This window comes from Methylovorus menthalis, from assembly GCF_020523625.1.
Taxonomy (GTDB): domain Bacteria; phylum Pseudomonadota; class Gammaproteobacteria; order Burkholderiales; family Methylophilaceae; genus Methylovorus; species Methylovorus menthalis.
The window spans coordinates 1,263,880-1,289,071 of the sequence record NZ_JAJAQH010000006.1 but is presented as its reverse complement, the minus strand read 5'-3'; the positions used below and the strand labels follow the sequence as shown (position 1 = coordinate 1,289,071).

23 protein-coding genes and 1 riboswitch are annotated in these 25,192 nt (G+C 53.0%); of the genes, 8 read left to right on the top strand and 15 right to left on the bottom strand.

The window, feature by feature from the left end:
• Positions 1–97 precede the first annotated feature (97 nt).
• On the bottom strand, positions 98–970 hold the full coding sequence (locus tag LG204_RS11920; protein WP_230337476.1) for an EamA family transporter: 873 nt from the start codon (positions 968–970) through the stop codon (positions 98–100).
• Positions 971–1,196: 226 nt separating this feature from the next.
• Positions 1,197–1,453: riboswitch (cobalamin riboswitch) on the top strand.
• Between the two features lie 144 nt (positions 1,454–1,597).
• On the opposite strand from LG204_RS11920, the gene LG204_RS11915 reads away from it, so the two are divergent.
• From LG204_RS11915 to LG204_RS11895, 5 genes are all read left to right on the top strand, one after another.
• Positions 1,598–4,411 (top strand): ribonucleoside-diphosphate reductase subunit alpha, encoded by a 2,814-nt coding sequence (locus tag LG204_RS11915; RefSeq protein WP_230337475.1) that lies wholly within the window; start codon positions 1,598–1,600, stop codon positions 4,409–4,411.
• A gap of 98 nt (positions 4,412–4,509) precedes the next feature.
• Entirely contained in the window at positions 4,510–5,673 is a 1,164-nt protein-coding gene (locus LG204_RS11910; protein WP_230337474.1) for a ribonucleotide-diphosphate reductase subunit beta, read from the top strand.
• Between the two features lie 299 nt (positions 5,674–5,972).
• Complete coding sequence (locus tag LG204_RS11905; protein ID WP_230337473.1) at positions 5,973–7,343, top strand: DEAD/DEAH box helicase; 1,371 nt, start codon at positions 5,973–5,975, stop codon at positions 7,341–7,343.
• Positions 7,344–7,390: 47 nt separating this feature from the next.
• The gene (locus LG204_RS11900) at positions 7,391–8,182 is read left to right on the top strand and encodes an ATP-binding domain-containing protein (protein ID WP_230337472.1); all 792 of its coding nucleotides are present in this window, start codon (positions 7,391–7,393) and stop codon (positions 8,180–8,182) included.
• Positions 8,179–8,844, top strand: coding sequence for a DUF2290 domain-containing protein (locus LG204_RS11895; protein ID WP_230337471.1), 666 nt, complete (start codon positions 8,179–8,181; stop codon positions 8,842–8,844). The genes LG204_RS11900 and LG204_RS11895 overlap by 4 nt, the downstream gene beginning before the upstream one ends.
• 154 nt (positions 8,845–8,998) lie before the next feature.
• Here the strand turns inward: LG204_RS11895 and dcd are convergent, their stop codons facing one another.
• From dcd to gnd, 3 genes are all read right to left on the bottom strand, one after another.
• Positions 8,999–9,568: a dCTP deaminase gene (gene dcd / locus LG204_RS11890; RefSeq protein ID WP_230337470.1), complete on the bottom strand. Its 570-nt coding sequence runs from the start codon at positions 9,566–9,568 to the stop codon at positions 8,999–9,001.
• A 61-nt stretch (positions 9,569–9,629) separates the two neighbouring features.
• The gene (zwf, locus tag LG204_RS11885) at positions 9,630–11,108 is read right to left on the bottom strand and encodes a glucose-6-phosphate dehydrogenase (protein WP_230337469.1); all 1,479 of its coding nucleotides are present in this window, start codon (positions 11,106–11,108) and stop codon (positions 9,630–9,632) included.
• Positions 11,109–11,263: 155 nt separating this feature from the next.
• Positions 11,264–12,175, bottom strand: coding sequence for a phosphogluconate dehydrogenase (NAD(+)-dependent, decarboxylating) (gene gnd / locus LG204_RS11880; protein ID WP_230337468.1), 912 nt, complete (start codon positions 12,173–12,175; stop codon positions 11,264–11,266).
• A 117-nt stretch (positions 12,176–12,292) separates the two neighbouring features.
• On the opposite strand from gnd, the gene pgl reads away from it, so the two are divergent.
• A complete protein-coding gene (gene pgl / locus LG204_RS11875; RefSeq protein ID WP_230337467.1) occupies positions 12,293–13,006 on the top strand; it encodes a 6-phosphogluconolactonase in 714 nt (237 codons plus the stop codon).
• Between the two features lie 85 nt (positions 13,007–13,091).
• Here the strand turns inward: pgl and LG204_RS11870 are convergent, their stop codons facing one another.
• Entirely contained in the window at positions 13,092–13,829 is a 738-nt protein-coding gene (locus LG204_RS11870) for a class I SAM-dependent methyltransferase (RefSeq protein ID WP_230337466.1), read from the bottom strand.
• Positions 13,830–13,845: 16 nt separating this feature from the next.
• The gene (gene apbC, locus LG204_RS11865; protein WP_230337465.1) at positions 13,846–14,934 is read right to left on the bottom strand and encodes an iron-sulfur cluster carrier protein ApbC; all 1,089 of its coding nucleotides are present in this window, start codon (positions 14,932–14,934) and stop codon (positions 13,846–13,848) included.
• Positions 14,935–15,067: 133 nt separating this feature from the next.
• On the opposite strand from apbC, the gene metG reads away from it, so the two are divergent.
• Positions 15,068–17,116: a methionine--tRNA ligase gene (gene metG / locus LG204_RS11860; protein ID WP_230337464.1), complete on the top strand. Its 2,049-nt coding sequence runs from the start codon at positions 15,068–15,070 to the stop codon at positions 17,114–17,116.
• A 97-nt stretch (positions 17,117–17,213) separates the two neighbouring features.
• On the opposite strand, the gene LG204_RS11855 is transcribed toward metG, so the two are convergent.
• The 7 genes from LG204_RS11855 to cmk form a co-directional block, all read right to left on the bottom strand.
• Positions 17,214–17,510, bottom strand: coding sequence for a ComEA family DNA-binding protein (locus LG204_RS11855; protein ID WP_230337463.1), 297 nt, complete (start codon positions 17,508–17,510; stop codon positions 17,214–17,216).
• Positions 17,511–17,596: 86 nt separating this feature from the next.
• Positions 17,597–18,301, bottom strand: a complete 705-nt coding sequence (pyrF, locus tag LG204_RS11850; RefSeq protein WP_230337462.1) for an orotidine-5'-phosphate decarboxylase — start codon at positions 18,299–18,301, stop codon at positions 17,597–17,599.
• Complete coding sequence (gene lapB / locus LG204_RS11845; RefSeq protein WP_230337461.1) at positions 18,302–19,465, bottom strand: lipopolysaccharide assembly protein LapB; 1,164 nt, start codon at positions 19,463–19,465, stop codon at positions 18,302–18,304.
• 4 nt (positions 19,466–19,469) lie between these two features.
• The gene (locus tag LG204_RS11840; protein ID WP_230337460.1) at positions 19,470–19,838 is read right to left on the bottom strand and encodes a LapA family protein; all 369 of its coding nucleotides are present in this window, start codon (positions 19,836–19,838) and stop codon (positions 19,470–19,472) included.
• A 40-nt stretch (positions 19,839–19,878) separates the two neighbouring features.
• A complete protein-coding gene (locus LG204_RS11835; RefSeq protein ID WP_230337459.1) occupies positions 19,879–20,163 on the bottom strand; it encodes an integration host factor subunit beta in 285 nt (94 codons plus the stop codon).
• Between the two features lie 12 nt (positions 20,164–20,175).
• On the bottom strand, positions 20,176–21,882 hold the full coding sequence (rpsA, locus tag LG204_RS11830) for a 30S ribosomal protein S1 (RefSeq protein WP_041362646.1): 1,707 nt from the start codon (positions 21,880–21,882) through the stop codon (positions 20,176–20,178).
• A 105-nt stretch (positions 21,883–21,987) separates the two neighbouring features.
• Complete coding sequence (cmk, locus tag LG204_RS11825) at positions 21,988–22,665, bottom strand: (d)CMP kinase (protein ID WP_230337458.1); 678 nt, start codon at positions 22,663–22,665, stop codon at positions 21,988–21,990.
• A 102-nt stretch (positions 22,666–22,767) separates the two neighbouring features.
• Between cmk and LG204_RS11820 the strand changes: the two genes are divergently transcribed.
• Complete coding sequence (locus LG204_RS11820; RefSeq protein ID WP_230337457.1) at positions 22,768–22,974, top strand: DUF2061 domain-containing protein; 207 nt, start codon at positions 22,768–22,770, stop codon at positions 22,972–22,974.
• A gap of 23 nt (positions 22,975–22,997) precedes the next feature.
• On the opposite strand, the gene aroA is transcribed toward LG204_RS11820, so the two are convergent.
• Both aroA and LG204_RS11810 read right to left on the bottom strand, forming a co-directional pair.
• On the bottom strand, positions 22,998–24,296 hold the full coding sequence (aroA, locus tag LG204_RS11815; RefSeq protein WP_230337456.1) for a 3-phosphoshikimate 1-carboxyvinyltransferase: 1,299 nt from the start codon (positions 24,294–24,296) through the stop codon (positions 22,998–23,000).
• A 10-nt stretch (positions 24,297–24,306) separates the two neighbouring features.
• Positions 24,307–25,173 carry a prephenate dehydrogenase gene (locus tag LG204_RS11810; protein WP_230337455.1) on the bottom strand — a complete coding sequence of 289 codons (867 nt, stop codon included), beginning with the start codon at positions 25,171–25,173 and terminating at the stop codon, positions 24,307–24,309.
• Between the last annotated feature and the right edge of the window lie 19 nt (positions 25,174–25,192).

Below are 25,192 nucleotides of genomic sequence, written 5' to 3'. Positions count from 1 at the left end.
TGGTCGCTTAGCCCTTGGCGGTTGTTTAAACCTTGCCCAGTGGCCCACGTATTGAATGCATGCGTGGGCCACTGGCATTTTTAATGCCTGGTTTGGGTCAGGCGGTAATCACCAGCAGGCTGCCCAGCATCATGACGATGGCGGCGGTCAGCTTGCGCAGAATGTCTTTTTCCTTGAACACCTGATAGCCCACCAGCACCTGCAGCACCATGCTCATCTGAAACAGCGCCAAGGTATACGCCACCAGCATGTGCGACAGCAGCACCAGCGTGCAGTACTGCATGATGAAAATCATGACGCCTATGCTGGCAATCGTGGGCAAATGCGATAGCGAGGTTTTGGTGCTTTTTTTAACATCCGCCGGAATGAAGAGCAGATTCGCCAGCATCACCAGGGGCAAACCCAGTAGCGACCAGAACACCAGCGTGGCCAGCGGCCCGCCATCCGTCACCGCGTTTTTCAGGAACAGCGTGCCGATGGAGAACAGCAGTATGGACAGAAAACGCGCCTGCACGCCGCGCTCCTTCAGCAATAGCAGCATGCGGTTGGCCTCGCGTTGACCGCTGGCAGGCATCAGAAAGAAGCTGCCTGCCACGATGATGGCTACCCCGGCAAAGCCTTGCAGTGTAGGCACTTCACCCAGAAACACAATGGCGAGCAGCATGGAAATCACCACCTTGTAGGCATTCAGCGGCCCGAACACCGACAGATCGGTTTTGGCGAGCGACATCACCATGAACATCCAGCCACCCACATCCAGCACGGCTGCCAGCAAGACATTCACCCAGAACGCCTGCGGCAGGCTGGCAGCATGCACCACAGGCACAAATGGCAGCGCCAGCACACTCAGCACCACATAGCTGGTTGCCACCATAAAGAAGGGATGCAGCGGATGCTGCGACAGTTTTTTCTGATAGACATTGGCGAGGATGGAAAACACCAGCCTGCCAAATACGAACGCGATTTCCACGAACAACGACTTTCTAATTTTTGGGGGATGAAATGCCAGGGAAGGGCAACAACCGACATTATGCGGGTGGATGTCATGCGATTGAAATATTTGTCGAGAATGCCTTTGCCAGCGGGCATTTACGCGTGCCGGGGCGGCTGGGCTGGCCGTAAAGTTTGCGCAGGCCGCATGGGGTGATATTCCCATATTTTGTATTTACCTGTTGACGATACCACTCCCTATTGTGTTACATTGCGATCACTACGGTCCTCAAGGTTTGATTCAAACCGCGAGTTAAAAGGGAATCCGGTGCGTGTGTCTGCAGATGTTATCTCGCCGATATGCAACGCCGGGGCTGCCCCCGCAACTGTAACCAGCCATCGGGCTGACGCCATGTCAGTCTGGTAGCGCAAGGCATCTGAAGCCACTGAACCTGCCGGGGTTCGGGAAGGCGCCAAGCGTAAGGCCGGGAGCCAGGAGACCTGCCGTGGATTTTTTCAACGCGTTTGAGGCGGGGTGTCCTCGGCAGATGGAAGGTTTGCGCCTTCTCCCTTGCTGGTCCTGGTGGTGGATATACAGCGGCGATGCAATCTCATTGCGCCTGCGTATGTCGGTTGCCGACTCCCGCTCCTGATAGGAGCTATGTAGATGGATGATATCAATACCGCACAGCCGGTTTTAAATGCTGCACTCCCAAGTTTGCAAGTCATACGCCGTGATGGTGCCGCCGTGCCGTTTGCTGCCGACAAGATTTCCATTGCGCTGACCAAGGCGTTTTTGGCGGTGGCGGGCGAACACTCGACCATTTCCAGCCACATGCGTGCCGAGGTGCAGGCGCTGACCGATACCGTGGTGGCCGCACTCGTCCGCCGCAAGCCAGCCGGTGGTTCCATACATATTGAAGATATTCAGGATCAGGTGGAGCTGGCGCTGATGCGTTCGGGCGAGCATGACGTGGCGCGCGCCTATGTGCTGTACCGCGAGAAGCGCGCCGCCGAGCGTGCCGCCCAGCAAGCGCCTGCGCCCACGCTGCATGTGCTGCAGAATGGCAAGCGCGTGCCGCTGGACCAGCAGTTGCTGCTCAGTATGGTGACCGAGGCCTGCGTGAATCTGGGCGATGCGGTGCAACCCACCGTGATTGTGGAGCAGGCCATGCGCGACCTTTACGACGGTATGCCGTTTGATGAAGTGCGCCGCGCGCTGATCCTCTCGGCACGCAGCCTGATTGAGCGCGAGCCTGCCTATAACTACGTCACCGCCCGCCTGCAGCTGGACCTGGTGCGGGCCGAGGTGCTGGGCGAAGCCGTGAGCCATACCGCCATGGCGCAGCGCTATGCCGAATATTTTCCGCAGTACATCAAGACCGGCATTGCCGCCGAATTGCTGGATGAACGCCTGGCACAGTTTGATCTCGCCCGCCTTGCCAGTGTGCTGGTGGCCGACCGCGATCTGCAGTTTGGCTACCTGGGTTTACAGACGCTGTATGACCGCTACTTTTTGCATATTGAAGAGCGCCGCATCGAGCTACCGCAGGTGTTTTTCATGCGCGTGGCCATGGGCCTGGCGATCAACGAGATTGACCGCGAAAGCCGCGCCATTGAGTTTTACCATGTGCTGTCCAGCTTTGATTTCATGAGCTCCACGCCCACCTTGTTCAACAGCGGCACGCGCCATTCGCAGCTGTCGTCGTGCTACCTCACCACTGTGAGCGATGATCTGGATGGCATTTACCAGGCGATCAAGGAAAACGCGCTGCTGCAAAAATTTGCCGGTGGCCTGGGCAACGACTGGACGCCAGTGCGGGCGCTCGGCTCGCGTATCAAGGGCACCAATGGCAAAAGCCAGGGCGTGATTCCTTTCCTGAAAGTGGTCAACGACACCGCCGTGGCGGTGAACCAGGGCGGCAAGCGCAAGGGCGCGGTATGTGGCTATCTGGAAAGCTGGCATCTGGACCTGGAAGAGTTTCTGGACCTGCGCAAGAACACCGGCGACGACCGCCGCCGCACGCACGACATGAACACCGCCAACTGGATTCCTGACCTCTTTATGCAGCGCGTGCAGGCCAATGCGGATTGGACGCTGTTTTCACCGTCTGACGTGCCGGATCTGCATGATCTGTATGGCAAGGCTTTCGAAACTGCCTATACCAACTACGAGCGCCGCGCCGACAATGGCGAGATCAAGCTGTTCAAGCGCGTGCCCGCGGTGCAGCTGTGGCGCAAGATGCTCTCCATGCTGTTTGAAACCGGCCATCCGTGGATCACCTTCAAAGACCCGTGCAATATCCGCTCGCCGCAGCAGCACGTGGGCGTGGTGCATAGCTCCAACCTCTGCACCGAGATCACGCTGAATACCTCCGAGACGGAAATCGCCGTATGCAACCTGGGCTCGGTAAACCTGATGGCGCACTTGATGCCTGAAGGCGACAGCTATGTGCTGGACCAGACCAAGCTCGCCGCCACCATCCGCGTGGCGATGCGCATGCTGGATAACGTGGTCGACATTAACTTCTACGCCGTGGGCAAGGCGCGCAATTCCAATTACCGTCACCGCCCGGTGGGCCTCGGTATCATGGGTTTTCAGGATGCCTTGCACGCCATGCGCGTGCCGTATGCCTCATCCGCCGCAGTGGAATTCGCCGACCGCGCCATGGAAGCCGTGTGCTACAACGCCTACCTCGCCTCCAGCTATCTGGCGGAAGAGCGCGGCGCGTATTCGTCCTTCCGTGGCAGCCTGTGGGATCAAGGCATTTTGCCGCTGGATACGCTTAATCTGCTATCCGAAGCACGTGGTGGCCAGGTGGAAGTGGACCGTAGCTCCACGCTGGATTGGGATAGCCTGCGCCAGCGCATACAGCGCGTGGGCATGCGCAACTCCAACTGCGTGGCGATTGCACCCACAGCGACTATCTCCAATATCGTTGGCGTCTCCGCCAGCATAGAGCCGGAATACCAGAACCTGTATGTGAAATCCAACCTCTCAGGTGAATTTACCGTGGTGAACGAGCAACTGGTGCAAGACCTGAAAGCGCGTGGCCTGTGGGATGAAGTGATGATTGCCGACATCAAGTATTACGACGGTTCGCTGGCCGCCATCGAACGCGTACCGGCGGACCTCAAGCAGCTGTACGCCACCGCGTTTGAGGTAGACCCGGTGTGGCTGGTCGAAGCCGCTGCCCGCCGCCAGAAATGGATAGACCAGGCGCAATCGCTCAACCTCTACTTCGCCGCGCCCTCCGGAAAAAAGCTCAATGACGTTTATATGCTGGCCTGGCTGCGTGGCCTTAAAACCACGTATTACCTGCGCTCGCTAGGCGCCACCTCGGCCGAGAAATCGACCGGGCAGGGCGGGGAGCTCAATGCGGTGTCGTCCGGCTTGCCCGTGTCTGCGGCAAGCCCCAGCGCCGAGCCTGAGCCCAAGCAATGCCTGATCGACGACCCGGACTGCGAAGCCTGCCAATAACCCTCTGATTGTCTGCGACTCACCCACGCTGGCTGCACATGATGTGCCTTGCTACCAGGGTGGGTCGCACCTTCAACGCCGAATTTTAAGGAAACACCATGCTGAATTTTGAAGAAGATATCCTGACTGCCCCAGCTGCAGCGTCTGTCGCCACCCCAAGCGCAGCACCCGCCATGCCATCTGCCGCCGCCATCACAGCCGCGCAAAGCATTTCCAGCCAGCCCGCCAACCAGCCCAGCGCCACGGGCCGCGTGCAAGCGGTAGACAAGCGCGTGATTAACGGACAAACCGACGTTAACCAGCTCGTACCATTCAAATACCACTGGGCGTGGGACAAATACCTGGCAGGCTGCGCCAACCACTGGATGCCGCAAGAAATCTCCATGAGCCGCGACATTGCCCAGTGGAAAGACAGCAGCGCGCTCACCGAAGACGAACGCCTGATCGTCAAGCGCAACCTCGGCTTTTTCACCACTGCCGATTCATTGGCCGCCAACAACATCGTGCTCGGCACCTATCGCCACATCACCGCGCCCGAGTGCCGCCAATACCTGCTGCGCCAGGCCTTTGAAGAAGCCATCCACACTCACGCCTACCAATACATCGTGGAAAGCCTGGGCCTGGACGAAAGCGAAATCTTCAACGCCTATCAAGAAGTCTCCAGCATCCGCGATAAAGACGACTTCCTCATCCCCTTCATCAATACCCTGACCGACCCCGAATTCAAAACCGGCACCATGCAAACCGACCAGCAGCTGCTACGCTCGCTCATCGTCTTCGCCTGCATCATGGAAGGCCTGTTTTTCTACGTTGGCTTTGTGCAGATACTCGCCCTCGGCCGCCAGAACAAAATGCAAGGCGCCGCTGAGCAATACCAATACATCCTGCGCGATGAATCCATGCACTGCAATTTCGGCATCGACCTCATCAACACCCTCAAGCTCGAAAACCCGCACCTGTGGACCCCCGAATTCCGCGAAGAAATCAAACGCCTGATGCAACAAGCCGTCGAGCTTGAATACCGCTACGCCGAAGACACCATGCCCCGCGGCGTGCTCGGCCTCAACGCCGCCATGTTCAAGGAATACCTCCGCTTCATCGCCAACCGCCGCATGCAACAAATCGGCATCGACGCCCTATACCCCGGCGCCAGCAACCCCTTCCCCTGGATGAGCGAAATGATGGATTTGAAGAAAGAGAAGAATTTCTTTGAGACTAGAGTGACGGAGTATCAGACGGGTGGGGCGTTGAGTTGGGATTAGTTAGATATTCCTGACTATAGCTAAATGTAGTGTCAATTATTACTGTAGCTGCTGGTTTGCAAGAAAATTTTTGGTTAGATGGATGGTTAGTAATTTTTTGTATATCTTTAGGTATATCTATTAATATTAAATAATTATACTAACTAAGACAGTATCTAGCAGAGAGTGATATACCTCACTCTTTTATTGCCTGCGTGGTATGGCGCTGCATATTGAAGGGATGACGCATATAGTTTTCTCAATGAGGTCATGTAAAAAAAACCTAAAAAATTTAGTAAAAATGGAAAATCGGTAATCAAATGCCTAAAGACTCTTTCAAATTTTGGCCAGGTTCTTTAGAACTGGAGAACAAAACCTATCATCTTCAGATAGCGAATAGACTTCAAAGTCTTTTTGTAAATGCTAATGGTTATTTGGCATATAAAATGACTAATCTTGGGAGAGCTGATGCTGATCAGGTGCCATCCTTTATAATAGTAACTCAAGAACACGGAGTGATACTGCTCGATGTGGTGGAGGAGCTGCTTAATGATATTCAGGAAAAAGATGAAACGGAATTTTGGCTTATTGGCGATGAATATATACAATCTAAATCAATAGATCTCCAGATTTATGAGGAGGACGTTAAGGGGCGTATAAGAAACGACATAACTCTATATAGTCGAGCTGCTAGGCAACTGCTTATACCAATACGCAGTTATATCTTATTTTGTGAAAATCAAATTAATGATCTGCAACAGTATTCTCTTCCGATTGAGGGTTATGGGGCGACAATGCTTGATATCGATACATTTGAGGATGTGTTAATGCAAGCTGAGCTAGATGAGCCTTTGTCGACGACGCATTTAGATAAAGTTATTTCTTTGCTTGAAGGGACATTTGTATATCAAGATAAAGTAACTTACAAAGAAGATTCTCCCCCACAAACTATTAATGACTTTATACAACTTTCTTTAAAATCCACTTTTAAACAAGATGATTTGCAAAGAGCAGTTTCAATGCAGCTTCCAGACGGCCCTCAGAGAATTAGAGGCTTGGCAGGGACGGGGAAAACAATTGTTTTATCGCTAAAGGCCGCAATAACACACAAGCGGTTGAGTGAATTCAAAATTCTTTATCTGTTTAATACTCAAAGCTTGTATGGCGCTGTAAGTTCATTGATTACGAAATACTATTCATCAGAGGCTAAAAAAAGTCCAGACTTTAGCAATAAACTTCATATTCTTCACGCTTGGGGTGGAAGATCGAAGCCTGGCTTATATTCTGAATTGTGTAATCAATTTGGATTGACTCCGATGAACTTCACTCAGATGCGATATACAACAGACCCGTTGAAAGTTATATATAAAGATCTGTTAAATAAGGTTGGGGATAAGCTTGAGCCAATATACGATTTAGTTTTGATCGATGAAGCGCAAGATTTCCCTGAAGAGGTATTTGAGGTCGTATTTAAAATAACAAAATCTATTAACGGAAAGAAAAGAATCGTTTGGGCATATGATGAGTTTCAATCATTAAAAGAAGTTATGATAAAAGAGCCAGCTGATCTTTTTGGAAAAAAAGATGGGCAACCCAATATGCCTAACTCTGTTCTCGAAGGTGAATATGCTGGAGGTATAAAAAAGACTTTATTCTTCCGGTATGTTACAGGACGCCACGACCTGTGCTAATGGTTGCGCATGGGGTTGCTTTGGGCATTTACAGCAAGCCAATTCACATGTGGTACAGCCGGGAGGACTGGCGAGCAATTGGATATAACTTACTCGAGCCGCAAAAATTGTTTATAGATGCAGGTGATCGAGTTGCGTTGGAGCGCGCAGATGAGACTAGTAAGAATACTCTAGAACAGCTATTGAGAACGCAAGATATCGATCCATTATTGTTAGTAGAGTGCGAGCAATACCCTGATGAAGATATTGAGTTTGAAAGGGTTGCTAGCAAAGTTGCCACATTGATTAATGATGAGGGTGTCAAACCTGAAGAAATAGTTATTGTTAATTTGAAATCTTACCAAAATAAAGTATCAATGCTGCGAATGCAGCAAGCATTAACTAATGTCGGTGTTTCTTCCGTCTTGCCAGGATATGTTGAAAGCTCGGACATATTTAGACCACAAGGTAATGTCACAATTTCCACACCTTTTAGAGCTAAAGGTAATGAAGCTAATATAGTTTTTGTCATAAATTCGCAAGTCGTTTCAAATGATTTTACACTTCGTGCAAGAAATGCTTTCTTTGTTGCAGTGACTCGTTCTAGAGGATGGTGCTACATATCTGGAAATGGGAGTGGAATAGACGAGCTGATAAAAGAAATTAATACAATAAAATCAAAGTTTCCTAGATTTGAATTTTTCTGCCCAAGCGAGGATGCCGTTAAGAGTAGTCGAAGCTTGATACGTAAGTCAGATAAGGAGCTAGATGAAATTCAGAGAACTATGAACGAGCTGATGAAGAATGAAGACCTTAAACGTATTTTTCTGGAGGCTTTAGAGAAAGAGGGGAAAAATTGAACTTAGCCGAAGCAAAACAAAATCTTAGATTGATCGAGACTTTTCTGTCAAAAAAAATTCAATCCAATAGAATTCAAGAGGATGGAAACGAAATTTCCTGGACTAATTACAAATCCGGAATTTTTAAAAATGTATATTACCCATTAGAGTACCAATGGTTAATTGATAATCAGCAATACTCTCTATTGCTTAATGATCAGTCATTCTTTCAATTCTACTATTTATTTGAAGAACAAGGTCTTAAGATGGCAAAGTTAGCCTATTATCCTAAGCCTCTGGATACTCGAGATACTTTGGATGATCATTTTCATGCAGCAGAGAGTGCGCAAGATATGGAGGAAAACCTGCTTGCTGAGCATTTGCTAAATGTCGTTGAGGAAATTGAATTAAAATCGATTTACCCTACGAATACTTCACATATACGATTCGACTACGATCGCGATGTAAATACACATGAGCCAGCACATATGCAATTTAGTGGTCTCAATGATTTACGAATTCCTGCCGGTTTCTTTCCGCTGCCTTATTCATTCATTCAGTTTATTCAATATTCTTTGGATAAGAATTTTATTGACTGCCATATCTCACAAAGTCATAGTCGTGGTAGGCAATTGCAACCGCTTATAACTAATACTTTAATGTCATTAACTCACACAATTTAAGTGCGCTTTTTTTTTAATAGCGCTACGAATTCTTTAATATGCGTTCGCCCCTGAGCACTTAAGTGTGATGTGCTCGTCAATAAAAACGGGAGCTATATGCTCCCGTTTTTAAAGCTAGACTGGTGGATGTGACTTGGGAGCTGGTTTTTTTAAATCAAATCTTCGGCAACGTAACCCCAACTTGCCCTTGATACTTCCCACCACGATCCTTATACGAGGTCTCGCAGATTTCATCGGACTCAAAGAACAGCACCTGGGCGCAGCCTTCGCCGGCGTAAATCTTGGCGGGGAGCGGGGTGGTGTTGCTGAATTCCAGGGTCACGTAGCCTTCCCACTCGGGTTCGAAGGGGGTGACGTTGACGATGATGCCGCAGCGGGCGTAGGTGGATTTGCCCAGGCAGACGGTGAGTACGCTGCGGGGGATGCGGAAATACTCCACGGTGCGGGCGAGGGCGAATGAGTTGGGGGGGATGACGCAGTAGCCTTTGCCGGAGACTTCGACGAAGGATTGCGGGTCGAAATTCTTAGGGTCGACTACGGTGCTGTTGATGTTGGTGAATACGCGGAATTCGTCGGCGCAGCGGATATCGTAGCCGTAGCTTGAGGTGCCGAAGGAGACGATTTTTTCACCGTTCTGTTCGCGGACCAGTTGGGGTTCGAAGGGCTCGATCATCCCGTGCTCTGCTGCCATGCGGCGTATCCATTTATCGGATTTGATGCTCATAGGGTTCTCTTGAATATATAAAAAGCGGAGCCGGGGCTCCGCTTTGTTTCGTTAATAGGGATTAGTGCGTGTCGCCGCCCAGCTGGATGGAGTAACGCCAGAACTGGTCTTCGTGTTCGAAGATGACCTTGGAGGCTTCTGGATCGCTGCTGCCAGCGGGGTATTGGTGTACGGGCTTGCGGTCTTTGGCCCAGGCTTCAATCACGGGGTCTACCAGGCGCCATTGGGCTTCTACTTCGCTGATGTGCAGGTATTGCGAGTTGTCGCCTTCCATCAGATTGAGCAGCAGGGCCTCGTAGGCGTCCACGGTTTCGTCGCCGTCCTGGCGGTTGGCGGCATCGAGCTCAATGGTGCGGGTGTTGATGTCGAGGCCTGGAATCTTGGATTCGATTTCAAGCTTGATGGACTCGCGTGGCTGGATGCCGATGATGAGCCAGTTTTGATGCTGGCCATTGCCGATTTGCAGCGGGGCTTTTTTGAAGCGGATGCAGATGCGGGTGTCGGCTTCGTGCAGGCGCTTGGCGGTGCGGATGTAGAACGGCACACCTTTCCAGCGCGGGTTGTCGATAAACAGCTTGAGCGCGGCGTAGGTTTCCACCACGCTGCTGCTGTCGCCCAGCTCTTCCAGATAGCCGGGGACTTTTTCGCCGTTGATTTCGCCAGTTGAATACTGGGCACGGAAGGCGTGGTGCTCAATGTCGTTTACCGGGATAGGGCGAATGGCTTCGAGTACCTTGATCTTCTCGGCGCGCACGGCGTCGGGGCTTAGGTCTTTTGGCTGCTCCATGGTGGTCAGCGCCAGGGTTTGCAGCACGTGGCTCTGGATCATGTCGCGCAGGGCGCCGGTGGCATCGTAAAACTGGGTGCGGTCGCCCACGCCCAGCATTTCGGTGTTGGTGATCTGCACGTGGTCGATGTATTCGCTGTTCCAGATTGGCTCGAGCACGGTGTTGGCAAAGCGCTGCAGCAGGATGTTTTGCAGGGCGGATTTGCCGAGGTAGTGGTCGATACGGTAGATCTGGCTTTCCTTGAGGTGCTTGCTGATGGAGGCTTGCAGCTCCTTGGCGGAGGGCAGGTTGGTGCCAAATGGCTTCTCAATCACTACACGGCGCCAGTATTTGTCTTCATTGGTCAGGCCGACTTCGGCCAGCTGGTCTACCACTTGCGCAAAGTCAGAAGGGCGCACCGACAGGAAGAACGCGAGGTTCTGCGGGAAGGTGGCTTCGTCCGACAGCTTGTCCTTCATCTTGGCGAAGGCATTGGGGTCGGTAGGCGGATTGGCGTGGTAGAAGTTACGGGCTATGAAACGCTCGAACACCTTTTGGTCATAACCTTTTTTGAATTTGGCATCCAGCATGCCCTTGATGTCGGCACGCCAGGCTTCCTGGCTGACTTCGCCACGGCCAACGGAAAAAATCGCCATTTTTTCAGGCAGGCGACCGAGGGCATCGAGGCGGAAAAGACCGGGCATGAGTTTGACACGGGAAAGATTGCCGCTGGCACCAAACAGAACCAGGGTACAAGGATCGATTTGTTTCATGTGTTCAAAGCTTCCGTTGATAGCAAATTAATGAATTACCGTGATTTTACCGTGATTGCGGCTTTTTTGTCCCGCGCTAGGCGGGCAAGCGGCAAAAAAACAAAAGGTGCGCCGCTTATGGCGGGCGCACCTTTTGTCGTGCTGGTTAAAACCGATTACTTGGTTTTAACAGCGTGGCCGCCAAATGCATTACGCATCAGTGACAGCAGTTTGTAGCTATAGCCCTTGGAGTCCTGGCTTCTGAAGCGCGCTTGCAGTGCCACGGTCAATACCGGGGCTGCTACACCTTGCTCAACCGCTTCTACCACGGTCCAGCGGCCTTCGCCGGAGTCAGCCACGTAAGGGGCGATGTTTTCCAGGGTCTGGTCAACCTTCAGGGATTCAGCGGTCAGATCCAGCAGCCAGCTGCGCACCACGGAACCATGACGCCACAGTTCGGTGATTTGAGCCAGATCCAGGTTGAATTCTTCTTTGCCTTTCAGCAGGTCCAGGCCTTCGGCCATGGCTTGCATCATGCCGTATTCAATACCGTTGTGCAGCATCTTGGTAAAGTGGCCAGAGCCGATGGGGCCTACGTGTGCCCAGCCGTGGTCTTCATGCGCCAGAGCCTTCATGAGTGGCTCTACCGTCTTGGCAACTTCAGGGGTTGCGCCGGTCATCAGGCAGTAGCCATTGTCCAGGCCCCAGATGCCGCCGGAAGTACCACAGTCCATGAAGCCAATGCCTTGCTCAGCCAGCCAGGCACCGCGGCGCTGACTGTGCTTGTAATTCGAATTGCCGCCGTCGACGATGATGTCGCCTTTGTTCAGCAGGGGGACCAGGTCCTTGATCTGATTTTCAGTAGGGTCGCCGCTTGGCAGCATGAGCCATACGATTTTAGGAGATTCACCGTCCAGTTTGGCAATGGCGTCTGCTACCGAGGTAGAGGGGATCATGCCATTGACTGAGGCAATCTGATTGACGGTTTCTTGGCTGAAGTCAAAGCCCACAACTTGAATACCGCTCTTCAGAAGGCGACGTGTCATGTTGCCGCCCATTTTGCCCAAACCTAGCATTGCAATTTTCATTTGATTTTCCTTGATCGGGATGATGTGTCATCATCTCTTGTTGAGATATGTTACTTACATACGAGCGCTTTATGGGCTCTTGTATGTGGCCATTATTGTATAGCAAAGGTTTCAGGTATGACGAAAAACTCCACCCAAAGTTTAGTGTTAAATGGACAAATCAGTCGTTGGCACACATTTTCTTCGCAGCAGGCGATTAATGAAGCAACGCTGCAGCGGATTTTATCGCTGGCAGAAGAATCGATAGCCGCACGCGGAGCGTTTACCATTGTGCTGGCGGGCGGTAACACCCCCAAGCAGGTGTATGAATTGCTGCGTCATGCCAAGGCTGACTGGAGCAAGTGGCATGTTTTCCATAATGATGACCGCTGCCTGCCTGCGGATCACCCAGAGCGCAACAGCCTGATGGCGCGTCAGGCATGGCTGGATCATGTGACGATTCCTGCCGATCAGATACACGATATTCCAGCTGAGCGTGGCCCTGTGGAAGGTGCCGCCGAGTATGCCAAAACCCTGCAAGGCGTGGGCGAGTTTGACCTGGTGCTGCTGGGTCTGGGCGAAGATGGCCATACGGCGAGTCTGTTTCCCGGCCATGTGTGGGACGATAGCGTGGATGTTTTCCCCGTCTACAATTCCCCTAAGCCACCTGCGGAGCGCGTTTCTATCAGTGCGCGTCGCCTGAGTAATACACGGGCGGTGATTTTTCTGGTGACGGGGGCTGGCAAGCAGGAGGCCGTGAATAACTGGCGCAGTGGGGTGGCGATCCCTGCCACGGTGATCAAGCCAGCGAATGGCGTGGATGTGTATGTGTTTGGGGTTGCGCTGGATTAGTTGTCAGGGCAAGCCAGTAAAAAATAAAGCCGGAATGGCATTTGCCAATTCCGGCTTTATTTTTTACCAGTGGCTGGCTTGTTTTTTAGCTTAACCAGTCAGGCAGTGCATCCCGATAAAACAAATGCGTACCGTTGGTGAGGCTGCGCAATTGCAGCCCGTAACGCTGGCCCAGCCATTTAAGGCTTTGCGCTGAAAACAGGCTGATATGGCCGTTGCGCGGGGCGGCGTACCACCAGCCCAGGGTGCCGTCGTCCAACTGACCATCCGAAAGCAGGGTGCTGAACAGGATGCCGCCCTGGTCTTCCAGTAAGGTATTCAGGTTTTGCATCAACACCGAGACATCGGGTACATGCTCAAATACCTCAAACGCCGTAATGCAGTTGAATTTGCCCAGCGAGCTGATTTGCATATCCGGGTCATTGAACGGGTCATAGCTTTTAGAGTTCCAGCCCTCGGCCTGCAATAGCTCGCTCATCATGCCATTGCCGCCGCCGTAATCGAGATGTCGAATGCGCGCTTTGTTCTTGCCGAAGTTGCGCGAGAGCAGATCGGCATTGTCATGGGGCCGTATGCTGAGATAGTCAGGGTCTACCGCGACATAATCTTCGTTGTAGATGTGCGTGGAGAAGTCCTCCAGCGTCCACTGTCCAAACTCTGGCGCAAAGCAGAAGCCGCATCCCAGGCATCGAAAATACTGAATCATCACGCCAGTGGGTTGCAGCGCTATCCCCCGGCGTTCCTCGCAGGATTTATTAAAATCGGCTGTATCGAAGAAAGTGGCCTGGTTATTGCAAACCGGGCAGGGTAGCGTGTTGTCCATGGGGCGATCCGATGCGCTAGGTGTTCTGGATGACGATGCTGGGGAATTTGCTGCTGTGATCCAGCCCCAGCTGGGCGATCTTGATGGCCGTGGTACGCGCGATGCTGCGATAGGTTGCCGCGATCTTGCTGTCGGGGTCGGCCACTACAGTGGGCGTGCCGCCGTCGGCCTGTTCGCGTATGCGGATATCCAGCGGCAGGCTGCCGAGCAGGTCGACGTTGTAATCCTTGCTCATGGACGCGCCGCCGCCTGCGCCGAAAATATGCTCTTCGTGACCGCAATTTGAGCAGATGTGCGTGCTCATGTTTTCTACAATGCCGAGGATGGGAATGCCGACTTTTTCAAACATTTTCAATCCCTTGCGGGCATCGAGCAGGGCAATGTCTTGCGGCGTGGTGACGATGATGGCGCCAGTGACCGGGACTTTTTGCGAGAGGGTAAGCTGAATATCGCCAGTGCCAGGCGGCAGGTCAATCACCAGGTAATCCAGGTCTTTCCAGCGCGTATCGCGCAGCAGTTGCTCCAATGCGCCTGTAACCATGGGCCCGCGCCAGACCATGGGCGTATCCACATCCACCAGGAAACCAATCGACATGGCTTGTATGCCATGGCTTTGCATGGGTTCTATGCTTTTGCCATCGGCGCTGTCAGGACGGCCGCTGATGCCCAGCATTTGCGGTTGCGATGGGCCGTAGATGTCGGCATCCAGTATCCCTACGCTGGCACCTTCGGCGGCCAGTGCCAGTGCCAGGTTGACGGCGGTGGTGGATTTGCCTACGCCGCCCTTGCCGGAGGCGACAGCAATGATGTTCTTGACGCCAGGTAGCAGCTGCACGCCGCGCTGAACGCTATGCGACACGATGCGGCTGCCCACATTGACGGTGACACTGCCGATGCCGGGGATATGCTCCAGCGCGCTTTTTACCTGGGTTTGAATCTCGCCGTACACGCTTTTGGCTGGATACCCCAGCACGATGTCCAGTGACAGGTCATTGCCCTTGAGCTGGATATTGCGAGCGGATTTGCTGCTGACGTAATCCTTGCCGGTATTGGGGTCGGTGATGGTTTTCAGGACATTCTGGATATCGGATTCGGTCAAGGCCATGGCGAAGCTTCCTGCGGGTGGGCATCTGAAAGAACAAATTTTAACGCATGCGCCAAGTTAACGCATGTGAAAGCCGGGCCGATTTGTTAAAATGCAGGTCTATTCAAGCATTCAGGCCGATTACAAAAACACTATGTCCGCATCATCCCGCAAAATCCTGGTTACTTCCGCCTTGCCGTACGCCAACGGCAGCATTCACCTTGGGCATCTGGTTGAGTATATCCAGACCGATATCTGGGTGCGTTTCCAGAAAATGCAGGGCCATACCGTGCATTATGTCTGTGCCGATGATACGCATGGCACCCCCATCATGCTGCGCGCTGAAAAAGAGGGGATCACGCCTGAGCAGCTGATTGCTAAAGTGCACACCGAACACTATGCGGATTTCTCGGGATTTCTGGTGGAGTTTGATAACTACTACTCGACCAATGCCCCGGAAAACCGCGAGCTTGCCAGCAATATCTACCTGGAGCTCAAGAAAAACGGCAAGATTGCCACCAAAACCATTGAGCAGTTTTTTGACCCGGTCAAACAGATGTTCTTGCCGGATCGCTTTATCAAGGGTGAATGTCCAAAATGCCACGCCAAGGATCAGTATGGCGATTCCTGTGAAGTGTGCGGCACGACTTACAGCCCGACTGAGCTTATCAATCCATACTCGGCCGTGTCTGGTGCGGCGCCAGTGCGCAAGGAAACCGAGCACTATTTCTTCAAGCTTTCCGAATGCGGCGAATTTTTGCAGCAGTGGACTCGCTCTGGCACCCTGCAGGCTGAAGCCGCCAACAAAATGGGCGAGTGGTTTGCCTCTGGTTTGTCGGATTGGGATATTTCACGCGACGCGCCGTATTTCGGCTTTGAGATTCCCGATGCCCCCGGCAAGTATTTCTATGTCTGGCTAGATGCGCCTATCGGCTACATGGCCAGCTTCAAGAATCTGTGCAGCCGCTTAGGCCTCGATTTTGACGAATACTGGAAAGCCGACAGCAAGACCGAGCTTTATCATTTCATTGGCAAAGATATTTTGTATTTCCACGCGCTGTTCTGGCCTGCGACCCTGAAGTATTCGGGTCATCGTCAGCCTACGCAGATTTTTGCGCACGGCTTTTTGACGGTGAATGGCGAGAAAATGTCCAAGTCGCGCGGCACCTTCATCACCGCTGGCAGTTATTTGCAGCATGTGAAAAACCCGGAATACCTGCGCTATTACTATGCCGCCAAGTTGAATGGCTCGATGGAAGATATCGACCTCAATCTGGACGATTTCACTGCGCGCGTGAACAGCGACCTGGTCGGCAAATACATTAATATCGCGAGCCGCACGGCGGGCTTTATCAGCAAGCGCTTTGACGGCAAGCTGGCTGCCCTGGCGGATAATGCCGTCATCAGTGAGTTGCGTCAGGCGGCAAGCAGCATCGCCGAGTGCTACAACACGCGCGACTACGGCCGTGCCTTGCGCGAAATCATGGCGCTGGCCGACAAAGCCAATGGCTATGTTGCCGAGCACGCGCCGTGGGATATGGCGAAGCAGGCTGGCCGGGAAGCTGAGCTGCATCAGGTGTGCACGGCAGCGCTGGAAATGTTCCGCCTGCTCACGCTTTACCTTAAGCCGGTATTGCCCAAGCTGGCAGGCCAGATTGAAGCCTTCCTGAATATTGCCGTGCTGGATTGGACACAGGTAGATAATGCCTTGACTGCTGGCCATGCGATCGCCACATATCAGCATCTGATTACCCGCATTGACCCCAAACAGATAGAAGCCATGATAGAAGCCAATAAAGAATCCCTGCAGGCAACACCTGCTGCTGCACCTCCCGCCGCGGCGCCAGTTGCAGCCAGCGCGCCTGCTGAAGCTGAGTACATCAGTATCGATGACTTTGCCAAGGTGGATTTGCGTATCGCCCGCATTGTGACGGCTGAGCATGTTGAGGGAGCCGAGAAGCTGCTGCGTCTTTCGCTGGATATTGGCGAAGACAAACCACGTCAGGTGTTTGCCGGTATCAAATCGGCTTATGACCCTGCGACCTTGCAAGGCCGCCTGACGGTGATGGTGGCCAATCTTGCGCCACGCAAGATGAAGTTCGGTATGTCAGAAGGCATGGTGCTGGCGGCCTCGGATGAGCGTGGCGGGCCTTATATCCTGAGCCCGGATAGTGGCGCTGCGCCAGGTATGCGCGTCAAGTAGTAAGCCATATTTGAAAAGCCGGGATAACTGGCAATAAAAAAGCCCCGATAGGTCGGGGCTTTTTTATTGCCAGCATGAGATCAGCTGAGCACTCGCATTATTTTTTATCCGTCTTGGCAGCAGGTGCAGCCTCTGCTGACTTACCGCTGACGGAGATCTGGCCTTTGAGCTTAACCAGGGATTTGTCACCAAAGCCGGGTACGTTGTTCAAGTCATCCACTGTCTTGAAGCCGCCGTTTTTCTTGCGGTAATCAATAATAGCTTGGGCTTTTGCCGGACCAACGCCGTTCAGGCTTTCCAGCTCGTCCTTGGAGGCTGTGTTGATGTTGACCGCAGCATGCGCGCTCAAAGCAAAAGAAAGGGCGGCCAGAGCGATTAGCAAACTCTTTTTCATTACTTAACTCCCATGATGATATTGATGAAATCCGGTCACGCTGCGGTGACCTCATGGGATATTACTCTGGCGCTGGAAAAGCCTTTTTAAATCAAACTGATCTCGTGATTTATGTCACGGAGTGCTTGCAGCGGGTCTGCTGCGCGCGTGATGGGGCGACCAATCACCAGGTAGCTTGAGCCTTGACGTAATGCATCGGCAGGGGTGACCACACGGGATTGATCATCCAAACTGGCATTGCGTGGGCGTATGCCAGGGGTGACGAGGCAGAAGTTTTCGCCCAGGGCGCTACGTAAAACGGGCGCTTCCTGCGCCGAGCACACCACGCCATCCAGTCCTGCTGCTTGCGTGAGGCGCGCAAGCCGTAAAACCTGATCCTGTAAATTGCCGGGAATGCCCAGGCTCTGCATGACTTGCTGGTCCATGCTGGTGAGTATGGTAACGGCGATCAGCAACGGATGATGCCCGCTTTTGGCGACGCCTTCTTTGGCAGCCTCCATCATGGGTTGTCCGCCCGAGGCGTGCACATTGAGCATCCACACGCCAAGTCTGGCGGCAGCCTCGCAAGCCTTGGCCACGGTGTTGGGAATATCGTGGAATTTCAGGTCAAGAAATACGCCATAGCCTTTATCAACAAGTGTCTCTACCAGCTGCGGACCTGCTGCAGTGAAAAGTTCTTTGCCTACCTTGAGGCGGCACTGGCTGGGGTCGAGCTGATTTGCCAAGGCGAGTGCGCTTGGGGCATCGGCGTAATCAAGGGCAACTACGATCTTGGGGTCGTGCGTGGTCATTTATAGTGCTTCGGTCGGTTCTGAGGGGAGCGATTCCCATGCATTACATGCCGGGCATTGCCAGTGGTAGTTTTTGGCCTTGAAGCCGCACTGGTCGCAGCAATACACATTACGATTGCCAATGGCGCGACGTATGGTCTGCTGCATCAACAAGGTTTCTTGTTGATCTTGAGGTTCCAGTGCGATTCTTGCCTGTAGTAGTTGGTCCAGCGTCTGCAGGCTGGGCTTCCTGGCTAACTCGGTGCGAGCTAGCTTTGCCGCCGGCTCTGGGCCTTTTTCTGCCATGGTCGCCTCATACACCACTGTTTGCAGAGTGGGCAGCTTGTAGTTTTCCAGATAGCTGGCGAGCAGATTCAGGCCTTCTTCGCTCTGGCCAAGTGCGCGGTAGCTCTTCAATAGTTTTGTCGCCACCAGGCTGATACGCTCTGCATCCTGATATTCAATGCGTTTCCATATGGCAATGGCGGCTTTATGATCTCCCGCAGCGGCTTCCATGTCGCCCAGCATGATCGTGGCGCGTACGCAGGCCTTGTTCGCATCCAGCGCCATATCCAGCTCATATCGCGCTGTGTGGGCGTCATTGTTGAGAATAGATTTGACCGCCATTTCACAGTAGTACTGGGCGACTTCCTTGCGGAAAGGGATGCCGGAAATGCGTTCCAGTTCGGTCGCGCATTTGATGGCGCGTTCCCACTCGCGTTCGCGTACATAAATTTCAAGCAGTGAACGCAATGCCGGTTGTTTGTAGCGGCTACCATCGAGCGATTTGAAGAGTTCTTCGGCACGATCCAGCAGGCCGGCTTTGAGGTAATCCTGAGCCAGCTCTGCCATCACGGCCAGTTTTTGCTGCTCCGGCAGTTCTTTGCGATCCAGAAGATTCAGGTGCAAGTGAATTGCCCGATCCACTTCGCCACGACGTCTGAACAGGCTGCCCAGTGCGAAATGCAGTTCTAGCGAGTCCGCATTGGCTTCAACCGCCTCGACAAAGGCTTCTATGGCTTTGTCGTGCTGGTCAGTAATCAGGAAGTTCAGGCCCTTGAAGTAGGCGGCCGGGAGGGTGGTTGATTCAGAAAGCAGCTGGTTGATATCTACTCGGGCAGCTACCCAGCCCAAAGCAAAAAACAGAGGCAGGGCCAGTAGCCACCAATATTCAAATTCCATCATTAATTCAGGGTTCCTGCGGGATATTTTTGTTTAGAGTTTTAAGTTCTTTACGCAGACTCATCATCTGGCGCTTTTGTTTGATCATCACCCCAACGCAGGCGAGGATGCCAGCCAATACCCCTATCGAGAAGGTGATCAGCAGCATGAGTGAAAGCGGAGCTTGCCATATCAGGCCGAGATAGTAGTGCAACTCGGCTGGCTGGGAGTTTTTGAGGGCAAAACCCAGCAACATGATGAAGAGCAGGGTGCCTAAGGGTATGTATATATAGCGCATGGTAAGGATTTTACCTAAGCCGCCCTGATGTGGCGAATTTAAATACAGCCTGGCCGAGAACGACTTGTCCAGGGGATGGAAAGCAAAAAAAAGCAGCATCCGAAGATGCTGCTTTTTGTACTGCTATTAACGTCAAGTTTTACTCAATGAGGTCTACGCGTTCACGCAATTCCTTACCGGCCTTGAAGTGAGGTACGTATTTTTCAGGTACCTGCACTTTTGAGCCAGTCTTGGGGTTGCGTCCGAGACGAGGTGGGCGGTAGTTCAGACTGAAGCTACCGAACCCTCTAATCTCGATGCGCTCTCCACTGGCCAGGTTATCCGCCATGGAGTCAATGATGGCCTTCACAGAAAGCTCGGCATCTTTGACGACCAGTTGCGGAAAACGCGCAGCCAGATTGGCAATCAGCTCAGATTTGGTCATGGCGTGACTGCCTTACTCGTTGTTTTTGCCGTCAAGTTTCGCTTTAAGCAATGCGCCCAGGTTGGTGGTGCCTGCAGCGCCAGCATCATTGCTGTACTTCTGCATGGCATCCGCTTCTTCAGCGATGTCCTTAGCCTTGATAGACAGGTTGATGGAGCGGTTTTTGCGGTCGATGTTCAGAATACGCGCTTCAACTTCCTGGCCTTCTTTCAGGGCGGTGGTGGCGTCTTCGATCTTCTCGCGAGCGATTTCAGATGCACGCAGGTAGCCTTCAACTTCACCGTCCAGGGTAATAACAGCACCCTTGGCATCCACAGACTTCACGGTACCAGTAACGATGGCGCCCTTGTCATTGGTGGTGGTGTAAGCGCTGAATGGATCGTTGTCCAGTTGCTTAACGCCGAGAGAGATGCGTTCTTTTTCAACGTCGATAGCCAGAACAACAGCAGCGACTTCGTCACCCTTTTTGAAGTTGCGGATAGCTTCTTCGCCAGTTTGATTCCAGGACAGATCGGACAGGTGAACCAGGCCGTCGATGCCACCAGGCAAACCAATGAATACGCCGAAGTCAGTGATGGACTTGATCTGACCGCTAACCTTGTCACCCTTCTTGTGGGTGGCAGCGAACTCATCCCATGGATTAACTTGGCATTGCTTCATGCCCAAGGACAGACGGCGACGGTCTTCGTCGATTTCCAGAATCATGACTTCTACTTCGTCACCCAGTTGGGCGATCTTGGCAGGATGTACGTTCTTGTTGGTCCAATCCATTTCGGAAACGTGTACCAGACCTTCAATGCCTGGTTCGATTTCAACGAATGCGCCGTAGTCGGTCAGGTTGGTTACCTTGCCGAACAGGCGGGTGCCTACTGGGTAACGGCGGGTCAGTGCAACCCATGGGTCGTCGCCCAGTTGCTTGATACCCAGCGATACGCGGTTCTTTTCTTGATCAAACTTCAGGATCTTGGCTTCAACTTCTTCGCCTACGGTCAGCACTTCGGATGGGTGCTTAACACGACGCCATGCCAGATCAGTGATATGCAGCAGGCCGTCAATACCGCCCAGGTCAACGAATGCGCCGTAATCGGTAATGTTCTTGACGATACCCTTAACAACTGCGCCTTCTTTCAGTGAACCCAGCAGAGCTTCGCGATCGGCACCCATGCTCTCTTCGAGAACAGCGCGGCGCGATACCACAACGTTGTTGCGCTTGCGATCCAGCTTGATAACCTTGAAGTCCCACTCTTTGCCTTCGAAAGGCGTGGTGTCTTTAACAGGACGCAGATCAACCAGGGAGCCTGGCAGGAAGGCGCGGATGCTGTTAACCATAACAGTCAAACCACCCTTGACGCGACCATTGATCATGCCCTTGATGATGCGGGATTCGTTCATGGCGTTTTCCAGATCCAGCCATGCAGCAAGACGCTTCGCCTTCTCGCGGGAAAGCTTGGTGGAACCGTAGCCGTCTTCCAGGGTTTCGATAGCAACTTGTACGAAGTCGCCAACAGCCACTTCGAGTTCGCCGCGGTCGTTACGGAATTCGCTGGTTGCGATGACGCTTTCCGACTTGAGGCCGGCGTTGACGATAACAAAGTCGTCGTCGATGGAAACTACTTCTGCAGTAATCACTTCACCGGAGCGCATTTCCTGGCGAGCCAGGCTTTCTTCGAAAAGAGCTGCAAAGCTTTCGGTAAAGGTAGGGGTGGAAAGGTTAGCCATTAATAAAATTACCTGATTAAACCCGCCGGGCAGCGGGGTAAAGTTAAAAAAGCCATGAACCACGAGGTTCATAGCGCGGGTGCTGCATAATTAAGGGTGTTGCTTTTACGCTTGTGGCGCCAGGTCTTGCGACGCCTGTCGATAATGCTGGAGAACTTTTTCAACCGCCTGGTCTATGGTGAGCTGATCAGTGACTAAAAGCATGGCATCATCTGTCTTTTGCAGGGGCGCCGTAGCGCGTTGCTGGTCGCGAGTGTCGCGGTTTTGCAGATCCTGTAAAATATCCTGTAGATTAGCATGGATTTCTTTTTCCATCAACTGCTTATAGCGTCTCTCCGCGCGTACTTCAGCGCTCGCTGTTAAATAGACTTTGGCAATGGCATCCGGGAAAACCACCGTTGCCATGTCACGTCCATCTGCCACTAACCCAGGGGCCTGGCGAAAGCTATGCTGCAAGGCTAGCAAGGCCATGCGCACGGCCGGATGCACGGCGACCTCAGACGCACCGCGGCTGATTTCTTCAGACCGAACTTCTTCAGTAATGATGTTGCCATTCAGGTAAATCTGGCCGTCTTCAAACCGGATTTCAAGTTTTGCTGCCATCTCTGCCAGTGTTTCCCCCTGATTCCAGGCAATGTTGTATTGCTTGCCTGCGTAGGCCACGATGCGATAAAGCGCGCCAGAATCAAGGTAGTGAAAGCCCAGTTTATCTGCAACGCGCTGGGCAACGGTGCCTTTGCCGGAAGCGGAGGGACCATCAATGGCAATTACGGGAATAATCATATTTAATTAACTTATCAAACTGGTTTTTATAATCAATTGGATTGATTCAATGCCTTGCGCGATGATGCCGTAACAATATTATCAGCCCAGGGGGATCGCATCATGACCAAAACATTTACTTTTGCCATTATTCACTTCACGGTGGCCTTTTCCGTGGGTTACGCCTTGACCGGCAGCTGGGCGCTTGGCAGTGCGATTGCGTTGGTTGAGCCGGCCTGCAATACGGTGGCTTTCTTTTTCCATGAAAAAGTCTGGCAGCGCATTGAGCAGAACAACGGGCCCGAAATCGAGCTTTATAACGCTTATTAGTTTAAACGGCGCTGGCTTGATGTTTATGCGCCAGCGCTGCTTATGTCGGCAAATCGTTCAAAGTAATCCGGGAATGTCTTGGCAACACACCCCGGGTCGTTGATCGTGACCGGGGTTTGCCCTAGGGCAACCAGTGAAAAACACATCGCCATGCGGTGATCATCATAGGTATCAATCGTCGCATGGGGCGTCAGGCTGGCAGGCGGCGTAATGCAGATATAGTCTTGCCCTTCTTCCACGGTCGCGCCTACTTTGCGTAATTCGGTTGCCATCGCATGCAGGCGGTCGGTTTCCTTTACCCGCCAGCTGGCAATATTGCGCAGGCGGGTGGTGCCATCGGCAAATAGCGCGGCAGTGGCTAAGGTCATGGCGGCATCGGGAATATGGTTGCAATCCATATCCAGTGCCTTCAGCTTGCCCGAGGCCGGGGCGGAAGCGCTGATCCAGTTATCCCCGTGTTCAATCACCGCGCCCATTTCGCGCAGGGCATCCACAAAACGTACATCGCCTTGAATACTATCAAGGCCTATGCCATGAACCTTCACCGGACCATGTGCAATAGCGCCAGCTGCCAGGAAGTAGGAGGCAGAAGAAGCATCGCCCTCCACATAGAGTTCGCCAGGGCTGGAGTAGTGACTGGCCGCGGGGATGGTAAATGCCTGCCAGCCGTCCCGCTCAACCTTGACGCCAAATTTCGCTATCAGATTCAGGGTGATTTCGATATAAGGCTTCGAGATCAACTCCCCGACCACTTCAATCCGCGTTTGCTCTTTTAGTAGTGGCAATGCCATCAACAATGCGGTCAGGAACTGGCTGGAGACATTCCCGCGTATTTGCAGGGTTGTTTGCGCGGAAGTGCTGCCTGGCCGGATATGCAGCGGAGGAAAACCGGCGTTGCCTTCATATTCAATGTCGGCGCCTGCTTGCCGGAGTGCATCCACCAGATCGCCAATCGGCCGCTCATGCATGCGAGGCACGCCTGACAGGCGGTATTGGCCTTGCGAGAACGCGAGCGCAGCCGTCAGTGGACGGAATGCAGTACCGGCATTGCCCAGGAAAAGATCGGCATTGCGTGTCGGCCATTGCCCACGGCAACCTGTAATGCGCCAGTCATGCTCTGCCAGCTGTTCCATCTCAACGCCCAGCGCTTGCAGGGCTTCCAGCATGCGGGCGGTGTCATCCGAGTCGAGAAGATCCCGAATGTCGGTGGTGCCATCCGCGAGGGCAGCAAGCAATAGGCAACGGTTGGAAATGCTTTTTGAGCCCGGCAATACAATATCGCCACGGGCATGGTGGATAGGAGCAAGGTCCAGGGTGTGCATGACGATAGCCTTAATATTTTTTATGACGTGCCCAGGCATTGCGGGCATGGCTGGCGCGTTCAAACAACTGCTGCAAGCCTGCGCCATCCTGCGTTTGCAACAGCTCTCGCACGTGGCTGAGTTGGGCCTGGTAAGCATCGAGTTCATCGAGCAGGGCCGACTGATTTGCCAAGCTGATGTCGCGCCACATTTCAGGGTGGCTACCCGCAATGCGGCTGAAATCTCGGAAGCCGCTGGCGGCAAAATCAAATAGCTGATCCGCATTTGGGCGGCTGGCCAGCTCATTGACCAGGGCAAATGCCAGTAAATGAGGCAGATGGCTGACGGCGGCAAAAATGCGGTCATGTTCGGCGGCCGTCATCTTGATGACATTGGCGCCACACGCTTTCCACATGGTTTGCACTTTGGTGATATCGGATGCTGGTGTGTTGCTGAATGGGGTGAGAACCACATTTTTATGACTGAAGAGATCAGCACGCGCGGCAGTCACGCCACTTTTTTCTGCGCCAGCAATGGGGTGGCCGGGCACAAACTGATGATGGCGGTCACCTAGTGCGGTTTCTGCGTAAGCGACGATATCGGACTTGGTGCTGCCGGCATCGGTGACGATAGTGTCGGGCGACAAATGCAGTGCAATGGCCTGCAGAATGGGGAATGTCTGGGCGACAGGCGCGGCAATCAGCACCATGTCAGCCTGATCCAGCGCGCTTGCGAGGCTGGTTTGTGCCTCATCAATCACGCCAAGCTCCAAGGCGGTTTGCAGGTGATCGCCGTCGCGGCCTATGCCCACAATGTGCTTGACGGCCTGTGCCTGTTTAAGGGCCAATGCGACCGAGCCACCGATCAGGCCAACACCGAAAATAACCAGCTTGTTCAAGGGGAAATGCCGAAGTTTA